This window comes from Shimia sp. R9_3 (genome assembly GCF_017743755.1).
GTDB lineage: Bacteria > Pseudomonadota > Alphaproteobacteria > Rhodobacterales > Rhodobacteraceae > Shimia.
Genome location: NZ_JAGHRP010000001.1, coordinates 899,143 through 920,146, shown reverse-complemented (window position 1 = coordinate 920,146; position 21,004 = coordinate 899,143). Strand labels below are relative to the sequence as shown.

Genomic DNA, 21,004 nt, shown 5'->3' with positions numbered 1-21,004 from the left:
CCGGAGGCCCTCGCCCGCAACGCGGGCGAGGTCTTTAGCGGATCAGCCGTGCAGGCCCAGATCGTTGGCGGTCTTCCAGATCCGCCAGTGATCATGCGGCATATTGGTCTGCGTCAAACCAAAGGCGCGAAAGGCGTCATGCACCGCATTGGAGAAACAGGGCACACCACCCACATGCGGGCTCTCGCCCACGCCTTTTGCGCCAATCGGATGGTGCGGGCTTGGGGTCACGGTGTAGTCTGTCTCATAGTTTGGCACTTCCCAGGATGTGGGCAGGAAGAAATCCATCAGCGTGCCGGTCTTCACATTGCCCATCTCATCATAGGCAATCTCCTGCCCCAGCGCCACGGCCAGCGCTTCGGTCAGGCCCCCATGGATCTGCCCTTCGATGATCATCGGGTTGATCCGCGTGCCACAGTCATCCAGCGCATAGAAGCGGCGGATTTCCGGCACACCGGTGTCCACATCAATGTCCATGACACAGACATAAGCGCCAAACGGATAGGTCATATTGGGCGGATCATAATAGCTCACCGCCTCAAGCCCCGGCTCAATCCCCGGAATGGCCTGATTATAGGCGGCAAAGGCGATCTCTTTCATCGTCTTGAACCGCTCCGGCGCGCCTTTGACCACAAAACGATCCACGTCAAATTCGACGTCATCGTCATGCACTTCCAGCAAGTAAGCCGCAATCATCTGCGCCTTGGCACGGATCTTGCGTCCCGCCATCGCTGTCGCGGCCCCCGCCACCGGGGTAGAGCGTGACCCATAGGTGCCAAGCCCATAAGGCGCGGTGTCCGTATCGCCTTCCTCGATGGTGATGCTGTCCGCAGGCAGACCAATCTCGGAGGCGAGGATCTGCGCAAATGTGGTCGCATGTCCCTGCCCCTGACTGATCGTGCCCAGCCGCGCAATCGCAGAGCCCGTCGGGTGAATGCGGATCTCACAGCTGTCAAACATACCCAGCCCAAGGATGTCGCAGTTCTTCACAGGTCCCGCCCCGACAATCTCGGTGAAGAAGGTCAGACCAATGCCCATCAGGCTGCGGGTCTTGCCGGCCTTGAAATCCTCAATCCGCTGCGCCTGTTCCGCGCGCAGGCCTTGGTAGTCCACAGCCTCCATCGCCTTGTCCCAGGCGGTGTGGTAATCGCCGCTGTCATATTCCCAGCCCAGCGCCGACTGATAAGGGAACTGCTCCTTCTTGATGAAGTTGATCCGGCGCAGCTCGGCGGCATCCATATTGAGCTTGATCGCCAGCACCTCAATCATCCGCTCGATGAAGTACACCGCCTCCGTCACGCGGAAGGAACAGCGATAGCTCACCCCGCCCGGTGCTTTGTTGGTGTAAACCCCATCCACCGCCAGATAGGCTGTCGGAATGTCATAAGAGCCGGTGCAGATGTTCATGAACCCGGCGGGGAACTTGGTCGGGTCAGCGCAGGCGTCAAAGCCGCCGTGATCAGCGGTCACATGGCAATGCAACCCGGTGATCTTGCCGTCCTTTGTGGCGGAAATCTTGCCGCTCATCCAATAATCCCGCGCGAAAGCCGTGGTCATCAGGTTTTCCATCCGGTCCTCGACCCATTTCACCGGCTTACCGGTGACAATCGAGGCCACAACCGAACAGACATAGCCCGAATAAGCGCCCACCTTATTGCCAAAGCCGCCGCCGATATCGGGGCTGATCACCCGGATATTGTGCTCCTCAATGCCGGAAATCAGCGACACCACGGTGCGGATCGCATGGGGCGCCTGAAACGTACCCCAGAGTGTGAGCTTGCCGGTCACCTTATCCATCGAGGCCACAGAGCCGCAGGTTTCCAGCGGGCACGGGTGGGTGCGGTGGTAATACATGGTCTCTTCCGCGACCACTTCAGCCTCCGCCATCACCGCTTCAGTTGCCGCCTCATCCCCCTGTTCCCAGGTGAAGATGTGATTGGGGTGATTGCGCGGACCATGCGCGCCGTCGGTGGCCTTGCCGTTCGCGTCCACCGTATCCTCGCGCAGCACCACATCGGATTTCAGCGCCTCAAACGGATCCACGATGACCGGAAGCTCTTCGTACTCGACTTCCACCAGTTCCACTGCATCGGCCGCCGCATAGCGATCTTCGGCCACCACAAAGGCCACCTCCTGGCCCTGAAACAGCACTTTGCCATCCGCCAGCACCATCTGCTTGTCACCGGCCAGTGTCGGCATCCAGTGCAAACCAAGCGGTTCCAGATCTGCCGCAGTGATCACCGCCACCACGCCGGGAACCTTCATGGCCTCCTCAGAATTGATGCTCACCACCCGCGCATGGGCATAGGGCGAGCGGACAAAGTCGCCAAACAGCATGCCATCAAGCTTGATGTCATCTACATAGTTGCCGCGCCCTTGGGTAAAGCGCACGTCTTCCACGCGCTTGCGAGCGCAACCCATGCCTTTCAGATTGGCGGCGCGTTCTTCGGGGGTTGGGGTCAGATCATTCATTCTGCCGCCTCCTTCTGAGCGTTCAGCGTGTCCGCCGCAGCCGCAATCGACTTCACAATATTCTGGTATCCGGTGCAGCGGCAGATATTGCCCGCCATGCCAAAGCGGATCTCTTCCTCGGTTGGGGTCGGATTCTCCTGCAACAGTCGGTGCGCGCGGGTGATCATCCCCGGCGTGCAGAAGCCGCATTGCAACCCGTGGTGCTCACGGAACATCTCCTGCAGCACACCAAGGCTGCCGTCCTCATTCACCAGACCTTCCACCGTGGTCAGCTCTTTGCCCTGCGCTTGCGCCACAAACACGGTGCAGCTTTTGACCGACTTGCCGTCCAGATCGACTGTACAAGCCCCACAATGGGAGGTTTCACAGCCGATATGCGGCCCGGTAATGTTCAGGTTTTCGCGCAGGAAATGGATCAAAAGCGTGCGCGGCTCCGCAAGCCCTTCCACCTCTTTGCCATTCACGGTCATCTTTACATGCATCTTTGACATGATTTCCCCCCTCATCTCGCACGGCTCTGCGCGCGGTCAATCGCGCGGCGCAGGATCACGGCAGCCACATGTTTCTTGAATTCGATGGGGCCACGGTTGTCCGCCACCGGATCAATCGCACCCATCATCGCGCTGACACAGCCGTCAACGTCCCCCGCCGCCAGCGCCGCGCCAGCCGGGTCAGACCAGATCGGCGTGTCCGCGAGGTTGGTCATCGCCACCGACGCCGTACCGCCGCCAATCATCACAGCCGCCGCCGCCGTGGCATAATCGCCAATCTTGCGCTTCTGCTTTTCATAGGCATAGCCGGTGCCACTTGCGGGCACAGGAATGGTGATCCGCGTCAGGATCTCCTCATCATCGCGCGCGGTAAAATAAGCCGCCTCATAAAACTCGCGCGCCGCCACTGCGCGCACCCCATCCGGCCCGCTCAGCTCAAAGGTTGCGTTCAGGCACTGCATCAACCCCGGCATGTCATTGCCCGGATCGCCATTGGCGACATTGCCGCCCACCGTACCCATGTAGCGCACCTGCGGATCCGCAATTAAAAGCGCCGCCTCTTTTATTAGGGGCACGGCGTTTGACAGTCCTTCATGTGTGATCAGCTCATGCTGTGTCACCATCGCCCCGATGGTCACCGCATCGCTGCCGATCTCAATGCCCTTCAAGGCATCAATATCCTGCAGATCAATCAGGTGGCCCATATCGGCCATGCGCAGTTTCATCATCGGGATCAGGCTGTGCCCGCCCGCGATCACCCGCGCCTCATCTCCATGTTCCTGCAAAATCGAAACCGCTGACGCAATGTCAGACGGACGGTGGTACTCGAACCCCGCTGGTATCATCTGGCTTGTCCTCCCTGGCACGCCCAGTGCGCGCCTCCGACATCCAGTCCGCCAACAGCAGAGGACCCGCGCCAGCCTTTAAAAACAGCCCGCGCGGTTCGTTGCACGAAATGCGAATAGGCTGCACGAGTTGCGAAAACCGCAAAATCCACCAGATACGCCGCTGATACTCCGCAAGCCGCACGCCGTCCTCCGCTGACGAGCCTGCCGCGTCACACGCGGGCCTCTAGAGCGCCGCAAACCCTGCCCGCCCGCCTCAAACATCACAAAAAGGCGAATCTCCTCTGAGGGGCAAAACCGATTCTCTCGGCGCAATCTGGCGCTGAGCTGCGCCGCCCCCCTCCCAAACCGCCCGCAATTTCATCAAAACCACACGGATTCCTGACTATTTTGCTTATTTTATCTTTTGGTAAAATTTTTTTCTGGCTTTTTTGATCAATTGGTCAAACCCTACCTCCAACAGGAGGCCCCATGACCGACCCACTCAAACTGACGGCAGACGCACTGCAAGCCCTTGATCTGGAGACGCTAATGGCGCGGGCACGTGACATGCGTGACAGCCACTGGGGCAAAACGGTGACCTACTCGCGCAAGGTTTTTGTGCCCCTGACCAACATGTGCCGCGACACCTGCGGCTACTGCACCTTTGTCAAACACCCCGATGATCCGGCCGCGCAGCTCATGTCTCCTCAACAGGTTCTGGCCTCCGCCAAACGCGGCGAAGCCAAGGGCTGCAAAGAGCTGCTTTTCAGCCTCGGGGAGAAGCCAGAGAAACGCTATGAGAAGGCCCGCGCGGCGCTGGCGGCCTATGGCTATGACACTCTGGTCGACTATCTCAGCGACATGTGCCGGCTGGTGCTGGATGAAACCGGCCTGCTGCCCCATGTCAACGCAGGCTCTCTCACTGAGGACGAACTGGCACAGCTCAAACCGGTCAGCGCCTCCATGGGCATGATGCTGGAAACCACCAGTCGGCGGCTCATGAAAAAAGGCATGGCGCATTACGCCTGCCCTGACAAAACCCCGGTGCAGCGCCTGCGCACATTGGAACGCGCCGGGCGGCTTGAGATCCCCTTCACCACCGGTCTTCTGATCGGCATCGGCGAAACCTGGGAAGAACGCATAGAGGCCCTGCACGCCATTCGCGAAAGCCATCTGACCTATGGCCATGTGCAGGAGGTGATCGTTCAGAACTTTCAGGCCAAACCCGGCATCGCCATGGAGCACCATCCAGAGCCCAGCCTTCAGGACATGCTCAAAACGCTCGCCGCCGCGCGCCTGATCCTGCCCGCAGATGTCAGCCTTCAGGCACCGCCGAACCTCAGCGCCCGGCATCTGGAATATCTCAGCGCCGGAATCAACGACTGGGGCGGCATCAGCCCGGTGACCATCGACTTTATCAACCCGCAGCACGAGTGGCCCGAGATCCGCACGCTGGCCGAAAACACCGCGCGCACCGGCCACCAGCTGCAGGAACGCCTCACCGTTTACCCCGCCTATCTCAAGCGCAGCGCCCGCTTCATGGCACCGGAATTGGCACAGCGCGCCAAGGCACAGGCCCGCGCAGACGGGCTCGCGCTGCAACAGGAGGAAGAGACATGTTTGACCACAACCGCGTGAACGGCCCCACCCCCGTTTCGCTGCACGGCACTTCGCCTGCCGTACGCGCTATCCTAGAGAAATCCCTCGACGGTCAGGAGATCAGCGAACAGGAGGGCGAAACCCTCTTTGCCGCGCAGGGCGCGGACATCGCGGCCATCTCTGCGGTTGCGGACCAGCTGCGCCACCGCGCCAATGGCGATCAGGTCAGCTTTGTTGTGAACCGCAATATCAACTTCACCAACGTCTGCTACATGGGCTGCAAATTCTGCGGCTTTGCCAAACGCCGCGAAGATGCGGGAGCCGAGTGGCTCAATGTGGATCAGGTTGTCGCCCGCGCTGTGGAGGCCTGGAACCGCGGCGCCACCGAAGTCTGCATTCAGGGCGGCCTGCACCCCAAGATGTCCGGACAGGAATACCGCAATCTGCTGCTCGGGCTGAAGGCAGAACTGCCCGACATGCACATCCACGCGTTTTCGCCCTTTGAGGTCTGGTACGGCGCAGCCAAAACCAAACTGTCCTTTGCCGATTTCATTCAGGATCTCAAAGAATGCGGTCTTGGCTCAATGCCCGGCACCGCCGCCGAAATTCTGGACACGGACATCCGCAAACAGCTGACCAAGAACAAGCTCAGCGCCGAGCGCTGGGTCGAGATCATCCGCGCCGCACATTCCGTCGGGGTGAAAACCACCGCCACCATCATGTACGGCCATATCGACGGCCCCAAGCAATGGGCGCAGCACATGCGCATCCTGCGCGACATCCAGAAAGACACTGGCGGTTTCACCGAGCTGGTCCCGCTCAGCTTTGTGCATGAGGATTCCCCGCTCTTCACCGCCAACCCGGAAATTGTCCGCCCCGGCCCGACCCATGACGAAACCGAAAAGATGCACGCCGTCAGCCGCATCTTCCTGCACGGCCAAATCGACAACATTCAGGTGAGCTGGACCAAACTTGGCGCCGAGCGCGCGCATTACATGCTGGATCGCGGCGTGAACGATCTGGGCGGCACGCTGATGAACGAAAGCATCAGCCGCTCTGCCGGTGCCAAAAACGGGCAGGAGATCATGGCCGCCGAAATGGTCGAGATCATCCGCGCCGCAGGCCGCATCCCCGTGCGCCGCAACACGGTCTATGACACGCTGGAAACCTACGACGATCACACACCTGACACCCAAGCGCCGCTTGTCGCCCGTGAGGGGCAGGACCCGCTGGCCTTCCTTGAGGAAGACACCACACGGGTGGCCGCAGAATGACCGGCCTGTCTAAAACCCGTGTCACCCTGATCGCTGGCGGCGTTGGCGGTGCCAAAATGGCCGAAGGCTTTGCGCATCTGGAAAACGTTGATCTGCGCGTGATCTGCAACATCGGCGATGACGACAGCTTCCACGGCCTCTGGGTGTCACCGGATGTGGACACCATGCTCTACACGCTGAGCGACCGCATCAACCGCGCACAGGGCTGGGGTGTGGAAGACGACGCCCTGCGCGCGCTTTCGGTCCTTAAGGATCTGGGACAAGAAACATGGATGACGCTGGGCGACCGTGACCTCGGCCTGCACATCTTCCGCACCATGCAATTGGTGCAGGGCCGCGCGCGCCAAGACATCACAGATCACATCGCCAAAGCCCTTGGCATCTCCGCGCGACTGCTCCTTTCAACCGAGGATCAAGTGCCAACCCGCGTCTGTACAGAAAGCGGCTGGCAAAGCTTTCAGGAGTACTTCGTGCGCGACCAATGCCGCCCTGCGGTGCGCGATCTGGCCTATGAGGGGCAGGAAACCGCCCGCGCCAATCCGGCGGCACTGGACGCGCTCACCGACACCGACCTGATCGTGATTGCCCCCAGCAATCCCCTGATGTCGATCATGCCCATTCTCGGCATTCCCGGGATCGGGGAGACCTTGGTACAGGCCGCCGCCCTCCGCCTTGCGGTCAGCCCCTTTGTGGGAGGTCGCGCGCTCAAAGGACCGGCGGACAAAATGCTGCAAAGCCTCGGTCACACGCCCTCCACCGCCTATATCGCCGATCTCTACGATGGGCTGATCGACGGGTTGGTGATCGACGGCACCGACGCCGGGGATCAGGTGGCAACCGGCTTGCCCCTGCATGCCGAGCAAACCGTGATGAAAACCCGCGCCGACAAATGCGCATTGGCGCAGCGCCTGCTGCATCTCGCCAACCTGTCTCCCTCAGCCCCTGCCCCGGATGAGGTCTGCGCATGACGGGCAAGCTGCTGATCGCCATCCCGATGAAAGACCCGAAACAGGCCAAAACCCGCCTCAGCGAGGCCCTGCCCCCGCAAGAGCGGCAGAGGTTTGCCCTCTCCCTGTTCCTGCGCACGCTTGATCAGATCGCAGCGGCGCAATGTGGCGCCTCGGTGGTGGTGGTCACTGCCAGCTCCCTCATTGCCGAAGAAGCGCAAGCGCGCGGGGCCGCCGTGCTGATGGAAGAAGCGGCACAGGGCCTCAACAGCGCCTGCGCGCAGGCCAAGCTCTGGGCCGCAGAGCAAGGCTGTGCCCATCTGGCCATCCTGCCCGGCGATCTCGCCCTGCTCTCCGCCACCGACATCGCGCAGCTTTCGAGACTCGCCCTGCCGCCCACCGCCGCGGCGCTCTGTGAGTCCAGCGATGGCGGCACCAATTGTCTGATGCTTCATCCAGAGGCCGAGTTCGCGTTCTGCTTTGGCCCAGGCTCCTTCCGCGCGCATCGCAAAGCCGCCGCCCGCGCGGGTCTCGCCTGCCACATCCTGCGCAGCAGCACCCTGCGCTTTGACGTCGATACCACCCGCGATTTGGCCCAGATCCAACAGCTGCGCCAACGCCCCTCCACAGGACAACAGGCCCTATGAGCGCGCTTTCCATCATCCCCGTCCCCGGCATCCCCGAAATCCACCCCGGCGACGATCTCGCCGCCATTCTTGCCGAGGCTCTGGAGCCAATCGGCGTGGAGCCCAATGACATTCTGATCGTCGCCCAGAAGGTGGTGTCCAAAGCCGAAGGGCTGCTGGTTGATCTCGCCACCGTCACCCCGGGTGAGGAGGCAAACGCATTGGCGCAGCGCATCTCCAAAGACCCGCGCAAGGTCGAGGTGGTGCTGCGCGAAAGCGCGCGCGTGGTCAAAAGCTGGAAACACCCCGACGCGGGCGAAGGCACCCTGATCTGTGAACATGTCAGCGGCCACATCTCTGCCAACGCAGGCGTTGATCAGTCCAATATCGGCGGCGAGGACATGGCGCTCCTCTTGCCCCGCGATCCCGACGCCAGCGCCGCCGCGCTGCTCGCTGCCCTCACCGCGCGATTTCAGACCCGTCTGGGCGTGGTGATCTCTGACACCTTCGGCCGCCCGTGGCGGCTGGGGCAGGTCAATGTGGCCATCGGCATGGCCGGGCTGCCCGCGCTAAAATCCGAGGTCGGCAACAAAGACGCTCATGGCCGTGATCTGGCGGTCACGCAACCGGCCTTTGGCGATGAACTGGCCGCCGCCTCGGGCCTCGCAATCTCCAAAGCCTCACAGACACCCCTCGTGGTGATCCGGGGCCTCACCTGGGATGGAAACACCGGACAGGCCAGCGATCTGGTCCGCAAAAAGAAAGAGGATATGTTCAGATGACAATTGCAATTATCGGCGGCACCGGCCCACAGGGCCAAGGTCTCGCGCTGCGCTTTGCCCGCGCGGGCGTGCCGGTGGTGCTCGGCTCGCGGGACGGCGCCCGCGCCAGCGAAATCGCCGCCGAGCTTCAGGCCAAACTGGCCGCTGACGCCGCCCCGATCACCGGTGCCGACAACGAAGGTGCCACACAGGCCGCCGAGGAAATGGTGATCCTCGCGGTGCCGTTTGCGGGCCACAACGCCACGCTTGAGGCGCTCAAGCCCCATCTCGCGGGGAAAATCCTTGTGGATATCGTGGTACCGCTGGCAGAGGGCGATCCCAAGCTTGTGGACATGCCGCCCGAAGGCTCTGCAACCGAGGCCGCGCAGGCCATTCTCGGGGCCGACATCCCGGTGATCGGCGCGCTGCACAATGTCTCTGCGGTCACCCTGAACACGCTTGAGTGGGACATCAACTGCGACATCCTCGTCTGCGGCAACCAGCTGGCCGCGCGCAAAAAGGTCATGGAACTCTGCGAGAAACTTGGCGTCACCGCCTATAACGCGGGCCCAGCACAGGCCGCGCGCTGTGTCGAGGCGATCACCCCGATCCTGATCCGCACCAATATTTCCAAAGCCGTGCCGTTTTCTCACGCCGGCATCAAAATCTGGGCGCCGGATCACTGATCCACCCGCCCCCAAACACAACAACACCCAACAAGGAGACCCCCATGGAATTTGGTATTTGTTTTAAAGGCTTCGTTGAGCCGGAGCGCGCCAAGGCACTTGTGCGCCAAGCCGAAAACGCAGGTTTCACCTACTGCTGGTTCTATGACAGCCACATCCTGTGGCGCGAGAGCTATGTGGCTATGGCGATGTGCATGGAGCACACCACTAAGATGAAATTCGGGCCATGCGTCACCAACCCGAACACCCGCGACTGGTCCAATGCCGCCTCGCTCTTTGGCTCCCTTGCCAAGCAATCCGGCAACCGCTTTGAACTTGGCCTTGGCCGCGGCGACAGCGCCGTGCGCGTGATGGGCAAAAAACCAGCCCCCCTCGCCCGCCTTGAGGAATTCACCCATGTTGTGAAAGCTCTGGTGCGCGGCGATGAGGCACAATACGGCGACGCGCCAAACCCGATCCAATTCCCATGGGCCACCGGCTATGAACTCCCCGTCTGGGTCGCCGCCTATGGCCCCAAGGCCCTGTCCTCAGCAGGCCGCGTTGGTGATGGTCTGATCCTGCAGATCGCCGAACCTGCGATCATCAAATGGCTCACCGATCAGGCCATTGCCGCAGGCGAAGCCGAAGGCCGCGACATGTCCAACTTCGGCGTCATGGCCGCCGCGCCAGCCTACACAGGCGACCGCGCCAAAGGCCGAGAAGCCACCAAATGGTTCCCCGCCATGGTCGGCAACCACGTCGCTGACATCGTTGAGAAATACGGCACCGAGCGCGAAGACATCCCCAAAGCCCTGACCGAATACATCAAAGACCGCAAAGGCTATGACTATTCCAAACACGGCCAGAGCGATAACCCTTACCTCGACTTCATCACCGATGACATTGTCGACAGCTTCAGCGTTCTGGGTGAGATCGACGAACACATCAGCAAGCTCAACGCGCTCAAAGACGCCGGTGTGACCCAGTTCAACATCTATCTGGACAATGGCGAGGAGGAGAAAATCATCTCCGACTACGGCAACCACATCATCCCGGCCTTCCAGGCACAGGCCGACGAGGCCATCGCGGCAGAATAAATCTGCCCCAGACACAACCGGCTCCGTGACCTATGGGGCCGGCCCTCAGCCCAGCAGCCTTGCAAACTTTGCTGCGGCCAAAGCCAAATCTCTCACAACCCCAGCGCTTCGCGCAGCGGCCCCATGCGGGAGCGGCTCACCGGCACCTTGCTGAGCGACTCCACCGTCTCAAAATACAGCGTGCCATTGTCCTTGTTGCGCTCAAAGCTGCTCACATGGCTCGGGTTGATCAGATAGCTGCGGTGCGCCCTCAAGAACCCGCTCGCCTCCAGCCGGTTGGCCGCCTCCGTGATGGACCAGGGGCAAAACAGCTTCTCCGCCCCAAGATAGAGCACCGTATAATGCCCCTCCGCCCGAATGGCCGCGACCTGCGTCGGGTCCGCAAAAAACGTCTGCCCCTCACGCTCAAACGGCACTCCCGCCGTGGCCGCCACAGGCTGTGGTGTCGGCGCAGGCTCCGCGGCGGACTCCTCCGGTGCGGTCTCGGTGTCTTCTTGCGGCGCAATGAAGGTGATCCCGGTCAGCAGGAAGGCCCCGCAAATCAGAAACACCGCCAGCGTGACCCCCATGGCCAGCACCTGATTGTCAAGCGCCGGTCCGGCGACAGCGGCGGCCTCACTGGGCAGAAACCCTGTGAGCAGGATCGCCACAAAATGCATGGAGAACACCGCAAAGCCAAAACACACGGTGCCCAGCACGATATTGCGCTGCGTGCGCGCATCATAAGCGACCCAGATCGCCAGAATCGACAGCACCACAGAGGCCACGGTGGAGATCACCACATCCAGCACGCCATAGACGGGGCGGCACAGCTGCATCCCGGCCATGCCGACATAATGCATCACCACAATGCCAAGGCCAACAATCACACCTGCCCCAAGGATCACCTGTGGCGAGCGCTCTCGGAAGTGCAGCAGCAACAACGCTAGCCCCACCATCAGGATCGCCACCAGCGCAGAGATCAAGGTGATCAGCGCGTCATAGAAAAACAGGATCGGCAGTTGCAGTCCGAGCATGGCGACAAAATGCATCGACCAGATGCCCCCGCCGAGCACCACCGCCGCCAACGCCACCACAATCTTGCGCCGCGCATCGGGCAGCGCATTGGCCCCGCGTGTGAGCGACAACCCGGTGAACCCCGCCATCAGCGCCACCGCCAATGACGTCGCCACAAGCCAGGGGTTGTGCGAAAAATCCAACACGCCTGTGACCCTCCCCCGATCGCTGCCGTTTTGGTTGCTGTGGTGACGCTAGCAAAGCCCCCGTTCAAAGGCAATTTTCTCCCGCACTTTTATGGCGTTAGAAGTGCCGCACCGGGCTTTTCTCCCATGTCACAGATTTCCTGCGCGTTTTTGCGCCCTATTGCCCCGGCCTGCCGTTTCCGGCTAGGTCGAAAGCACCACAAAAGGCAGAGCGCAGATGAGCAGCACAATCTACATCCTCAACGGCCCCAACCTGAACCTTCTGGGCAAACGCGAGCCGGAGATTTACGGCCACGACACGCTGGCCGATGTTGAAACCTCCTGCGCTGCGGTCGGGGCCTCGCTTGGCTTGTCGGTTAAGCTGCTGCAATCCAATCACGAAGGTGAGCTGGTCGACTGGATACACGAGGCCCGCGCGCAGGCCGCCGGGATCATCATCAACCCCGCCGCCTACAGCCACACGTCCGTTGCCATTCTGGATGCGCTCAACACCTTTGAGGGGCCGGTGCTGGAGGTGCATATCTCCAACATCCACAAACGCGAGCCCTTCCGGCATCACTCCTATGTGTCGGCCCGCGCCGAAGGCGTGATCGCAGGCTTTGGCGTGGAAGGCTACGCACTGGCCATGCGCCGCATGGGCACACTGCTCGGCTAAAACCTTCTCTGCCACGGGTCGCGCGCTCTAGGTCGCGTTACGAGGGCCAGCGCCGGACCGGGGGGCGGCGCTCCCACATTTGCCGCACGGCAGTTTATCCCTGCCACATATTCTAAGCGTAGAAGTCTCGCGCGCCACTGAAAAAGCGCCGGCCCATGAGGCCGGTCCGGCACTGGCCCGGCTGTGCTGCGCACCTTGTTCCGGGCCTTTACGGCTCACTTCTTCCGCATCGCATCCATCAGCGCAGCGCCCAATGCGCCATTGCCGCCGTCTTGCTGCTTGGGCTTGGCACTGTAGTTGCCTCCGCCACCACCACCGCGCGGCCCTTTCCCACGCGGACCACCAGCAGGCCCATCACGTCCTTTACCGCCAAAGCCTGCGCGTGCATTGCGGTTTTCCTTAGCCGAAGCCCCGCCATCCTTGCGCATGGACAGCCCGATACGTTTGCGCGGCACATCCACCTCCGTCACCGTGACCTTCACCACATCCCCGGCTTTCACCACCTCATGCGGGTCTTTCACAAAACGATCCGCCAGCTGGCTCACATGCACCAGACCATCCTGATGCACACCCACATCCACAAAAGCCCCAAAGGCCGCCACATTGGTCACTGTGCCCTCCAGCACCATGCCGGACTTGAGGTCTGAAATCTCTTCAACCCCATCGGCAAAGGTCGCGGTCTTGAATGTCGGGCGCGGGTCACGCCCCGGCTTTTCCAGCTCGCTCAGAATGTCGCGCACGGTTGGCAGACCAAACTTCTCGGAGACAAACTCCTCCGCCCGCAGACGTTTCAACGCTGCGCCATCGCCCATCAGGCTGCGCACGTCCCGCCCACAAGCAGAAACAATTTTACGCGCCACATCATAGGCTTCCGGGTGCACCGCGCTGGCATCAAGCGGCTCATCCCCTTCGGTGATCCGCAAGAACCCCGCGCATTGCTCAAAGGCCACAGGCCCCAGCCGCGCCACCTTCAACAGCTCTTTGCGCGAGCCAAAGGCACCGTTTTCATCGCGATGCGCCACAATCGCTTCTGCCAGACCCGGCCCAAGACCGGAGACATGCGCCAAGAGCGGGGCGGAGGCCATGTTCAGGTCCACACCCACCGCGTTCACCGCGTCTTCCACCACCGCTTCCAGCGACTTGCCCAAACGGTGCTGATCCACATCATGCTGGTACTGGCCCACCCCGATGGACTTCGGCTCGATCTTCACGAGCTCCGCCAACGGATCCTGCAAACGCCGCGCAATCGACACCGCGCCACGCAATGACACATCCAGCCCCGGGAACTCCCGCGCCGCCAGCTCGCTTGCGGAGTAAACCGAGGCCCCCGCCTCGCTCACCACCACTTTGGTCGGCGCTTTCACACCTTTGGGCAAATGCTTCAGTACCTCGCCCACCAACTTCTCGCTCTCCCGGCTTGCGGTGCCATTGCCAATCGCGATCAGCTCCACGCCATGTTTGGCAATCAGCGCCATCAAGGTCGCCTCTGCGCCGCGCACATCATTCTTCGGCTGGAAGGGATAAATCGTGGCCGTGTCCAGCAGCTTACCTGTGGCATCCACCACCGCCACTTTACAGCCCGTCCGAATGCCCGGGTCCAGACCCAGCGTCGCCTTTGCCCCCGCAGGGGCTGCCAGCAAGAGGTCTTTCAAGTTGCGCGCAAACACGGCAATGGCCTCTTCCTGCGCCCGCGCGCGCAGCTCGCCCATCAGCTCCACGGTCATCGTCAGGCTCAGCTTCACCCGCCAGGTCCAGCCCGCCACTTTGCGCAGCCACAGATCACCGGGCGCCTCGCTGCGGGTGTCGAGATAGCTCGCCACCATCGCCTCTGCGCGCTCCTTGCCGCCCTCCGGATCGGGGCCAATGTCTAGCGAGATCACGCCTTCCTTGGAGGCGCGCATCATCGCCAACGCGCGGTGGCTTGGCACTTTGGACCACGGCTCGGAATGCTCAAAATAATCTGAGAACTTCGCGCCCGCCTGTTCCTGACCGGAAATCACCTTGGCCGCCACAATCGCCTCTTTCTGCAAGAAGCTGCGCAGCTCTCCCAAAAGCGTGGCATTCTCTGTCAGCCCTTCGGCCACAATATCGCGCGCGCCATCCAAAGCCGCTTTCACATCGGCCACGTTTTCCGTGACATAGCCCGTCGCCAGCGCCTCAGGATCGGCCGCGCGATCCGCCAGAATGGCCTCCGCCAAGGGTGCCAGCCCGTTTTCGCGCGCAATCATCGCCTTGGTGCGGCGCTTGGGTTTGTAAGGCAGGTAAATGTCTTCCAGCGCAACTTTGGTCTCGGCCCCCACAATGGCCTTGGCCAGCGCATCGGTCATCTTGCCCTGCTCGGTGATCGAGGCGGCCACGGTTTCGCGCCGCGCTTCAAGCTCCCGCAGATAAGCCAGCCGATCCGCCAAGGTCCGCAGCTGGCTGTCATCCAGCCCGCCCGTCACCTCTTTGCGGTAACGCGCCACAAACGGCACCGTCGCGCCCTCATCCAAAAGCTTCACAGCCGCCCCAACCTGATCAGGTTTGGCGGCAATCTCGCCAGCAATGGTGCGGAAAATGCGCGTGCTCGTATCCAAGGGGGCTCTCCTGAAAATCATTGGAGCACCCTTCTTAGCATTGCCTGCCGTGGGGCCAAGAGCGGAACGCCCCGCTCAGAGAAATACCGCCCATTGGCAACGCCCGACCGAGGGTGGGCGAGCTACAAAAAAAGGATGCCGCTTTATCTCAGCGGCACCACTCCGGTGTTTGAAATATGCGATGTTGTCAGCAAAATCGCCCTCCCGTCCGGTCGGTCGGGCGATGCCCGGCGGCGGCTGAGCCGCCTTTGCTCCGGGCGTTAGCCGTCAAGCTCCAGCGTCTGCAAAAGCGCCTTCATGGTCGCGCGCTCTTCATCCGTCATGGCCGCCTTGCGGCTTTTAAACAGCGTCGCCTGCGACTTCAGCACCAAGGCATCTGACAGGATTTTTAAGTGGTTAGCCCGCAGCGTATCCCCTGTCGAGGTGATATCCGCCACGCCTTCCGCCGTCATATTCTTGATCGTGCCTTCGGTCGCGCCTTGGCTGTCCACCAGCTGATAATCCGCCACGCCGTTGTCGCGCAGGAACTCCCGCACCAGACGGTGATATTTGGTGGCAATCCGCATCCGGAACCCATGGGTCTCTCGGAAGGCCGAGGCCGCCGCATCCAGATCATCGAGCGTGTCCACATCGGCCCAACAGCCCGGCACCGCAATGATCAGATCCGCATGGCCAAAACCCAAAAGCGCCAGCTCCGCAACCTGCTGCTCCCATTGACCGAGCTTTTCGCGCACCAGATCGGTGCCGGTGACGCCAAGGTGAATGCGCCCTGCCGCCAGCTCACGCGGGATTTCTCCTGCGGACAGCAGCACCAGCTCCACGCCCTCAACGCCTTCAACGGCCCCTGCATATTCACGATCTGATCCCGTCCGGCTCAGCTGCACACCGCGCGCGCCAAACCAGTCAAAGGTCTTCTCCATCAGCCGCCCTTTGGAGGGCACACCCAGCTTGATGCTCATGCCGCGTCCTCCAGATCAACCAACACGCCGGGGCGAATCACACCACCCACGGCCGGAATTTCCCGTCCCTGACCAAGCACTTGCGTCAGCGCATCATAACGTCCGCCCGTGGCCACCGCAGGCAGATCCGCCCGATCCGGCACATAAAAGCCAAAGACAAACCCGTCGTAGTATTCCATCGAGGTGCGACCATAGCTGGCCTCAAACTCAAGGCTTTCCACGTCCACGCCACGCGCATCCAGCGCTTCCATACGCTCGCGCAACCGGCGTGCGGCTCCGCTGATCGCGGGCATGTCCACCGCCAGGTCGCGAATGTGCTCAAGCGCATTGGGCAGTGTCTCACGCACATTCAGCAGCGCTTCGATCAGCTCCACCTGCAAAGGCGAGATCGGCGCAGCCGCCGCATCTTCGCGCAACGCCTCAATCCGCGCTGCCACCTCAGATTGCGACCGCAGACCAATATCGGTGAAACCATGCGCCATCGGATCTTCCGCCGCCAACAGCGCCGCCCGGCTTGCGGGCACCTCGCTGCGCCCGGCAAACCGATCCAGCAGCGCTTTAAACCGCCGGGGCCGCCAGATGTGGCGTGCCAAAGCGCGCTTGCGCCGCTCGGTGGTTTCCAACCCGGCTACGGCTGCGGCCAGAATGCCGATGTCGCCCGTCGCGGCGCGCAGCTCCACGCCTTTCAGCGCGTCCTGCATCACCGCAAACACCTCGGCATCACTCGCCGCAGGGTTCTCGCGGTCAAACACCTCATAGCCGACCTGCATATATTCATTGGCCCGCGCAGGATCATCTTCCTGCCGCCGGAACACCTCACCCGCATAGGTATAGCGCGCCGGTTCCGCCCCATGCGCCATATGCATCTGCACCACAGGCACCGTGAAATCAGGCCGCAACATCTGCTCGCCGCGCAAAGCATCCGAGGTCACATAAGCGCGCCCGCGAATGTCTTCGCCATAAAGGTCCAGAAGCGCGTCCGCAGGCAGCAGAATCGGCGTTTCCACCGGCACCGCACCCGCCGCTTCAAAGCCGGCAGCCAGCGCCGCCGCCCGCGCGCGGATTTTGGATTTTTGTGCCATCAGCCCGCCTGCTCTTCGCTCTGAGACGCCAGAATTTCGCGCACCTTCGCCACCAGATCGCCGCGTGGCACTTCAAACTGGCTCGGGCGCTCTTTCCACTCTTCCAATGTGGCGCTCTCGGCAATTTTTGCGCCCAAGATCAGGTCTTTAAGCTGCACCACACCGTTGGCTTTCTCGTCGCCACCTTCGATCACAGCCACGGGGCTATTGCGCTTATCCGCGTATTTCAGCTGGTTGCCGAAGTTCTTCGGATTGCCAAGGTAGACCTCTGCACGAATGCCCGCATTGCGCAGCTCCGCCACCATCGCCTGATAATCCGCCATCCGGTCGCGATCCATCACGGTCACCACAACTGGCCCCTTGGCCACGCCACCCATCCGGCCTTTTTCACGCAACGCCGCCAGCAGGCGATCCACTCCGATGGACACCCCAACCGCAGGCACCTCTTGCCCGGTGAACCGCTTCACCAGGCCATCATAACGCCCACCGCCAGACACAGAGCCAAACTGCCGCTTGCGCCCCTTCTCGTCGAGAATTTCAAAGGTCAGCTCTGCTTCAAACACCGGCCCGGTGTAATAGCCCAAACCGCGCACAATGGAGGGGTCAATCTCAATCCGGTCGCTGCCATAGCCACCTGCGGCCAGCAGTTCCCCAATCTGTTCCAGCTCAGCAATGCCCTCAGCGCCCACTTTGGAAGCGCCAACCGCGCCGCGCAGGTTGTCAAAGGTCTTTGCCACATCGTCCGCTTTGGAGGTCAGGAAGGCAATCACCGGCTCGATCTGATCGTCAGACAGACCCACGCCATCGATATAGGCACCGGAGGCATCCAGACGGCCTTTGCCCAGCAATTCGCGCACGCCGCTCTCGCCCACCTTGTCAAACTTGTCGATGGTGCGCAGCACGTTGTCGCGGGCAACCAGGTCTTCGCCAAGTCCCATCACTTCCAGCACACCATTCATGACCTTGCGGTTGTTCACCCGCACAAGGAAATCCCCGCGCGGAATGCCCACGGTCTCCAGCGTGTCAGAGAGCATCGCGCAGATTTCAGCATCCGCCGCCATGCTCGCCGTGCCTACGGTGTCCGCATCACATTGATAAAACTGACGATAGCGCCCCGGTCCGGGCTTTTCGTTGCGCCACACCGGCCCCATCGCATAACGCCGATAAGGGTTGGGCAAATCATTGCGGTGCTGCGCATAGACCCGCGCCAAAGGCGCGGTCAGATCATAGCGCAGGGCCATCCAGTCACCCTGATCTTTCTCGTCAAATTCCTGCCAGGCAAACACGCCTTCATTGGGGCGATCCACATCGGGAAGGAACTTGCCCAGCGCCTCAACAGTTTCCACCGCGCTGCTTTCCAGCGCCTCAAAACCATAGCGATGATAGACCCCGGCGATCTGATGCAGCATCTCGGTGCGCTCGGTCACCTCCACACCAAAATAGTCGCGGAACCCCTTTGGCGTGACTGCCTTGGGGCGGGGGGCTTTCTTCTGCTTGGCCATATCCATGGTCCCTGAGTGAAATTACGTCGCCTGTGCCTTTACAGAATGCCCCGCAGAGGAGCAAGGAAAGGCTTTATGACAGCGCCCGGCCTTTACGGCACCCGGCCCCAAATCTGCCCCCGCAATCGAAGGAAGATTCACCGAATCTAAGGACACTTGCACAAAAATGTTCCGACATGCGTATTTGTCAGGCCTTTCGATGACCGACCTCACTTTGCCGTCCTTGGCGCCGGAAAAAACCAAGACACTGCTTTGGTCCATCGCAATTGCTCTTGGCACTGCGCTGATCTTCTTTGCCGTTCTGCGGGTTGAGGAAAACCACATCAGCAAGCATGAGCGTTTGCAGCTTGTGGAAATGACCGACAGCTTTGTGGCCGTCTTTTCTGATGCGCGCGGCGAGGACTCCCCTATTCCCGCGCATTTCCGGCGCCTTGGTATCGAGCATTTCTCCAGCACAGGACAAGTCGAACGCGACGGGCGCGCCAACACGCAGATGCGCATGCCGGGGCTGCCCGGTCTGGAACTTGGCACCAGCGAGGATGATCCCCGTCTGTCCGAGGTCATCGCCGAATTTTCAGACCAATCAAACCACGCGCCGGTGCACGAACAGCATTGGGAGAATGGCCGGCTCATCAGTCGGACCCTGGTGCCGTCGATTGCGGAAAAAGAAACCTGTGTGAGCTGCCACAACACGCTGCTTGGCGAAGAGGTGTTTCAACTGGGCGACGCGATGGGCGCCTATGTTGTTGAGCGCGACATGACCGCCAATGCGCTGGCAGATGCGAAATATGCCGCCGTCTGGTTCTTTGGCTCTCTGGCCGTCTTCTGGCTCATCGGCTTTCGCGAACACGCCCGCAACCTCCATGTGCTGCAGCTGAAATCGCAGGTCAAAATCGAGGAAATGAAAAACGCGGCGGACGCCAAGGAAAAGTTCCTGCTGTCCCATGACCCGCTGACCGGCCTGCCCAACCGCAAACTCTTCAACGAGCATTTGCGTGACTGTTTTGATCTGCCCGAACGCAACACCCTGACCGCGGCGCTGGTGGATCTGGATGACTTCAAACTGGTAAACGACACCATGGGCCACGCCGCCGGTGATGCCCTGCTGGTTGAGGTCGCCCAGCGCCTGAAAGCAGCCACCCGCGAGGTGGACGCCATGGTCGCGCGCTTGGGCGGGGATGAATTTGCGCTGATCTGGAACGCCCGCAACGCCTTCAGCCTTGGCGCGGCAGTGGCCCCGCGTATGCTCGCGCAGGTCACCCGGCCGATGGAGTTTGAGAACTGGTCCATCACCCCGAAATGCTCCATTGGTCTGGCCTGCGCCGATCAGGGCATGGGGCAAACGCCAAGCGAATTGCTCAAGGCCGCAGACGCCGCGCTTTATTCGGCCAAGGGGCTCGGCAAAAACACCTATCAGGAATACGACAAGGTCATCGATGCCTGCATGCAGCGGCAGAAAACCATCGCTGCGCGCCTGCCTGACGCGATCCGAAATGACGACATCCGTGTCGCGCTGCAGCCTCAGGTCAATCTGAGCAACCGGCAGTTCCGCGGGTTTGAAGCGCTGGCGCGATGGCGTCTGGACGGGGAAGACATCTCACCGGACGAGTTCATCACCATCGCCGAAAGCTCCGGCGTGGTGAAAGACCTCGACCTCTATGTGCTCAAAAAAGCCGCCCGCTTTGCCAGAACGCTGAGCGCGGATATGGGCGTGCCGGTGCCCATTTCGGTCAATGTCTCCGCCAAAAGCTTCCGCAGCCTGTCCCTTGCCGAGGACATTCAGGACATTCTCTGGACCACGGGCTTTGATCCCGAGCTCCTGACACTGGAAGTGACCGAAACCGCCGCAATGGAAAAGATGGAAGCGGTTCAGGCCACAATGGGCGCTCTGCGCAAACAGGGCGTGCGCAGCGCGCTGGATGATTTTGGCACCGGCTATTCCTCACTCGCCTACCTGCTGCGCATGGAATTTGACGAGATCAAGATTGACCGGGAATTTGTGCGCGACATTCACGCGGGCAATGACAACCACATTCTGGTTCGCCACCTCGCCGATATGCTGTGCCAGCTCGACATTGATCTGGTGGTGGAAGGCATCGAAACCGAAGAGCAGATCGCGCTGCTGCACGGGGTCGGCAACCGCGTGGGTCAGGGCTATCTCTTCTCCCGTCCGCTGGAGCTTGAGGATGTAGAAGGCTACCTGCGCACCGCGCTCAACCTGCCGGAAAGCGCAGCACAGACTGGCACCAAGGGCTAACCGGCACCAACG

Annotated in this window: 17 protein-coding genes; 9 read left to right on the top strand and 8 right to left on the bottom strand. The window is 61.4% G+C overall.

All coding sequences use genetic code 11. From position 1 onward, the window contains the following. Positions 1-42: 42 nt before the first annotated feature. From J7412_RS04305 to J7412_RS04295, 3 genes are read right to left on the bottom strand one after another with little or no spacing between them, the layout of a single operon-like run. Entirely contained in the window at positions 43-2,472 is a 2,430-nt protein-coding gene (locus tag J7412_RS04305; RefSeq protein WP_209077386.1) for an aerobic carbon-monoxide dehydrogenase large subunit, read from the bottom strand. Next, complete coding sequence (locus J7412_RS04300; RefSeq protein WP_209077384.1) at positions 2,469-2,963, bottom strand: (2Fe-2S)-binding protein; 495 nt, start codon at positions 2,961-2,963, stop codon at positions 2,469-2,471. Before J7412_RS04300 ends, J7412_RS04305 begins: the two co-directional genes overlap by 4 nt. 11 nt (positions 2,964-2,974) lie before the next feature. After that, positions 2,975-3,808, bottom strand: a complete 834-nt coding sequence (locus J7412_RS04295; protein ID WP_209077382.1) for a xanthine dehydrogenase family protein subunit M — start codon at positions 3,806-3,808, stop codon at positions 2,975-2,977. Between the two features lie 471 nt (positions 3,809-4,279). On the opposite strand from J7412_RS04295, the gene cofG reads away from it, so the two are divergent. From cofG to J7412_RS04260, 7 genes are read left to right on the top strand one after another with little or no spacing between them, the layout of a single operon-like run. Then, complete coding sequence (gene cofG, locus J7412_RS04290) at positions 4,280-5,428, top strand: 7,8-didemethyl-8-hydroxy-5-deazariboflavin synthase CofG (RefSeq protein ID WP_209077380.1); 1,149 nt, start codon at positions 4,280-4,282, stop codon at positions 5,426-5,428. Then, positions 5,407-6,663, top strand: coding sequence for a 5-amino-6-(D-ribitylamino)uracil--L-tyrosine 4-hydroxyphenyl transferase CofH (gene cofH, locus J7412_RS04285; protein ID WP_209077378.1), 1,257 nt, complete (start codon positions 5,407-5,409; stop codon positions 6,661-6,663). Before cofG ends, cofH begins: the two co-directional genes overlap by 22 nt. Next, on the top strand, positions 6,660-7,631 hold the full coding sequence (gene cofD / locus J7412_RS04280; protein ID WP_209077376.1) for a 2-phospho-L-lactate transferase: 972 nt from the start codon (positions 6,660-6,662) through the stop codon (positions 7,629-7,631). The genes cofH and cofD overlap by 4 nt, the downstream gene beginning before the upstream one ends. After that, positions 7,628-8,257 (top strand): 2-phospho-L-lactate guanylyltransferase, encoded by a 630-nt coding sequence (gene cofC, locus J7412_RS04275; RefSeq protein WP_209077374.1) that lies wholly within the window; start codon positions 7,628-7,630, stop codon positions 8,255-8,257. Before cofD ends, cofC begins: the two co-directional genes overlap by 4 nt. Further along, a complete protein-coding gene (gene cofE, locus J7412_RS04270) occupies positions 8,254-9,018 on the top strand; it encodes a coenzyme F420-0:L-glutamate ligase (RefSeq protein WP_209077373.1) in 765 nt (254 codons plus the stop codon). The genes cofC and cofE overlap by 4 nt, the downstream gene beginning before the upstream one ends. Beyond that, positions 9,015-9,683, top strand: a complete 669-nt coding sequence (gene npdG, locus J7412_RS04265; RefSeq protein ID WP_209077371.1) for an NADPH-dependent F420 reductase — start codon at positions 9,015-9,017, stop codon at positions 9,681-9,683. Before cofE ends, npdG begins: the two co-directional genes overlap by 4 nt. A gap of 44 nt (positions 9,684-9,727) precedes the next feature. After that, positions 9,728-10,759, top strand: a complete 1,032-nt coding sequence (locus tag J7412_RS04260; RefSeq protein ID WP_209077369.1) for a TIGR03842 family LLM class F420-dependent oxidoreductase — start codon at positions 9,728-9,730, stop codon at positions 10,757-10,759. 92 nt (positions 10,760-10,851) lie between these two features. Here J7412_RS04260 and J7412_RS04255 read toward each other — a convergent pair whose 3' ends face one another. Next, positions 10,852-11,961 carry an MHYT domain-containing protein gene (locus tag J7412_RS04255; RefSeq protein WP_209077367.1) on the bottom strand — a complete coding sequence of 370 codons (1,110 nt, stop codon included), beginning with the start codon at positions 11,959-11,961 and terminating at the stop codon, positions 10,852-10,854. A gap of 217 nt (positions 11,962-12,178) precedes the next feature. Between J7412_RS04255 and aroQ the strand changes: the two genes are divergently transcribed. Continuing rightward, entirely contained in the window at positions 12,179-12,616 is a 438-nt protein-coding gene (aroQ, locus tag J7412_RS04250) for a type II 3-dehydroquinate dehydratase (RefSeq protein WP_209077365.1), read from the top strand. A gap of 215 nt (positions 12,617-12,831) precedes the next feature. On the opposite strand, the gene J7412_RS04245 is transcribed toward aroQ, so the two are convergent. From J7412_RS04245 to hisS, 4 genes are all read right to left on the bottom strand, one after another. Continuing rightward, entirely contained in the window at positions 12,832-15,192 is a 2,361-nt protein-coding gene (locus J7412_RS04245) for a Tex family protein (protein WP_280637705.1), read from the bottom strand. A gap of 260 nt (positions 15,193-15,452) precedes the next feature. Then, positions 15,453-16,151 (bottom strand): ATP phosphoribosyltransferase, encoded by a 699-nt coding sequence (gene hisG, locus J7412_RS04240; protein ID WP_209077361.1) that lies wholly within the window; start codon positions 16,149-16,151, stop codon positions 15,453-15,455. Further along, complete coding sequence (locus tag J7412_RS04235) at positions 16,148-17,233, bottom strand: ATP phosphoribosyltransferase regulatory subunit (protein ID WP_209077359.1); 1,086 nt, start codon at positions 17,231-17,233, stop codon at positions 16,148-16,150. Before J7412_RS04235 ends, hisG begins: the two co-directional genes overlap by 4 nt. Next, on the bottom strand, positions 17,233-18,735 hold the full coding sequence (gene hisS / locus J7412_RS04230; protein ID WP_209077357.1) for a histidine--tRNA ligase: 1,503 nt from the start codon (positions 18,733-18,735) through the stop codon (positions 17,233-17,235). The genes J7412_RS04235 and hisS overlap by 1 nt, the downstream gene beginning before the upstream one ends. 199 nt (positions 18,736-18,934) lie before the next feature. Between hisS and J7412_RS04225 the strand changes: the two genes are divergently transcribed. After that, a complete protein-coding gene (locus J7412_RS04225) occupies positions 18,935-20,992 on the top strand; it encodes a bifunctional diguanylate cyclase/phosphodiesterase (RefSeq protein ID WP_209077355.1) in 2,058 nt (685 codons plus the stop codon). Positions 20,993-21,004: the final 12 nt, after the last annotated feature.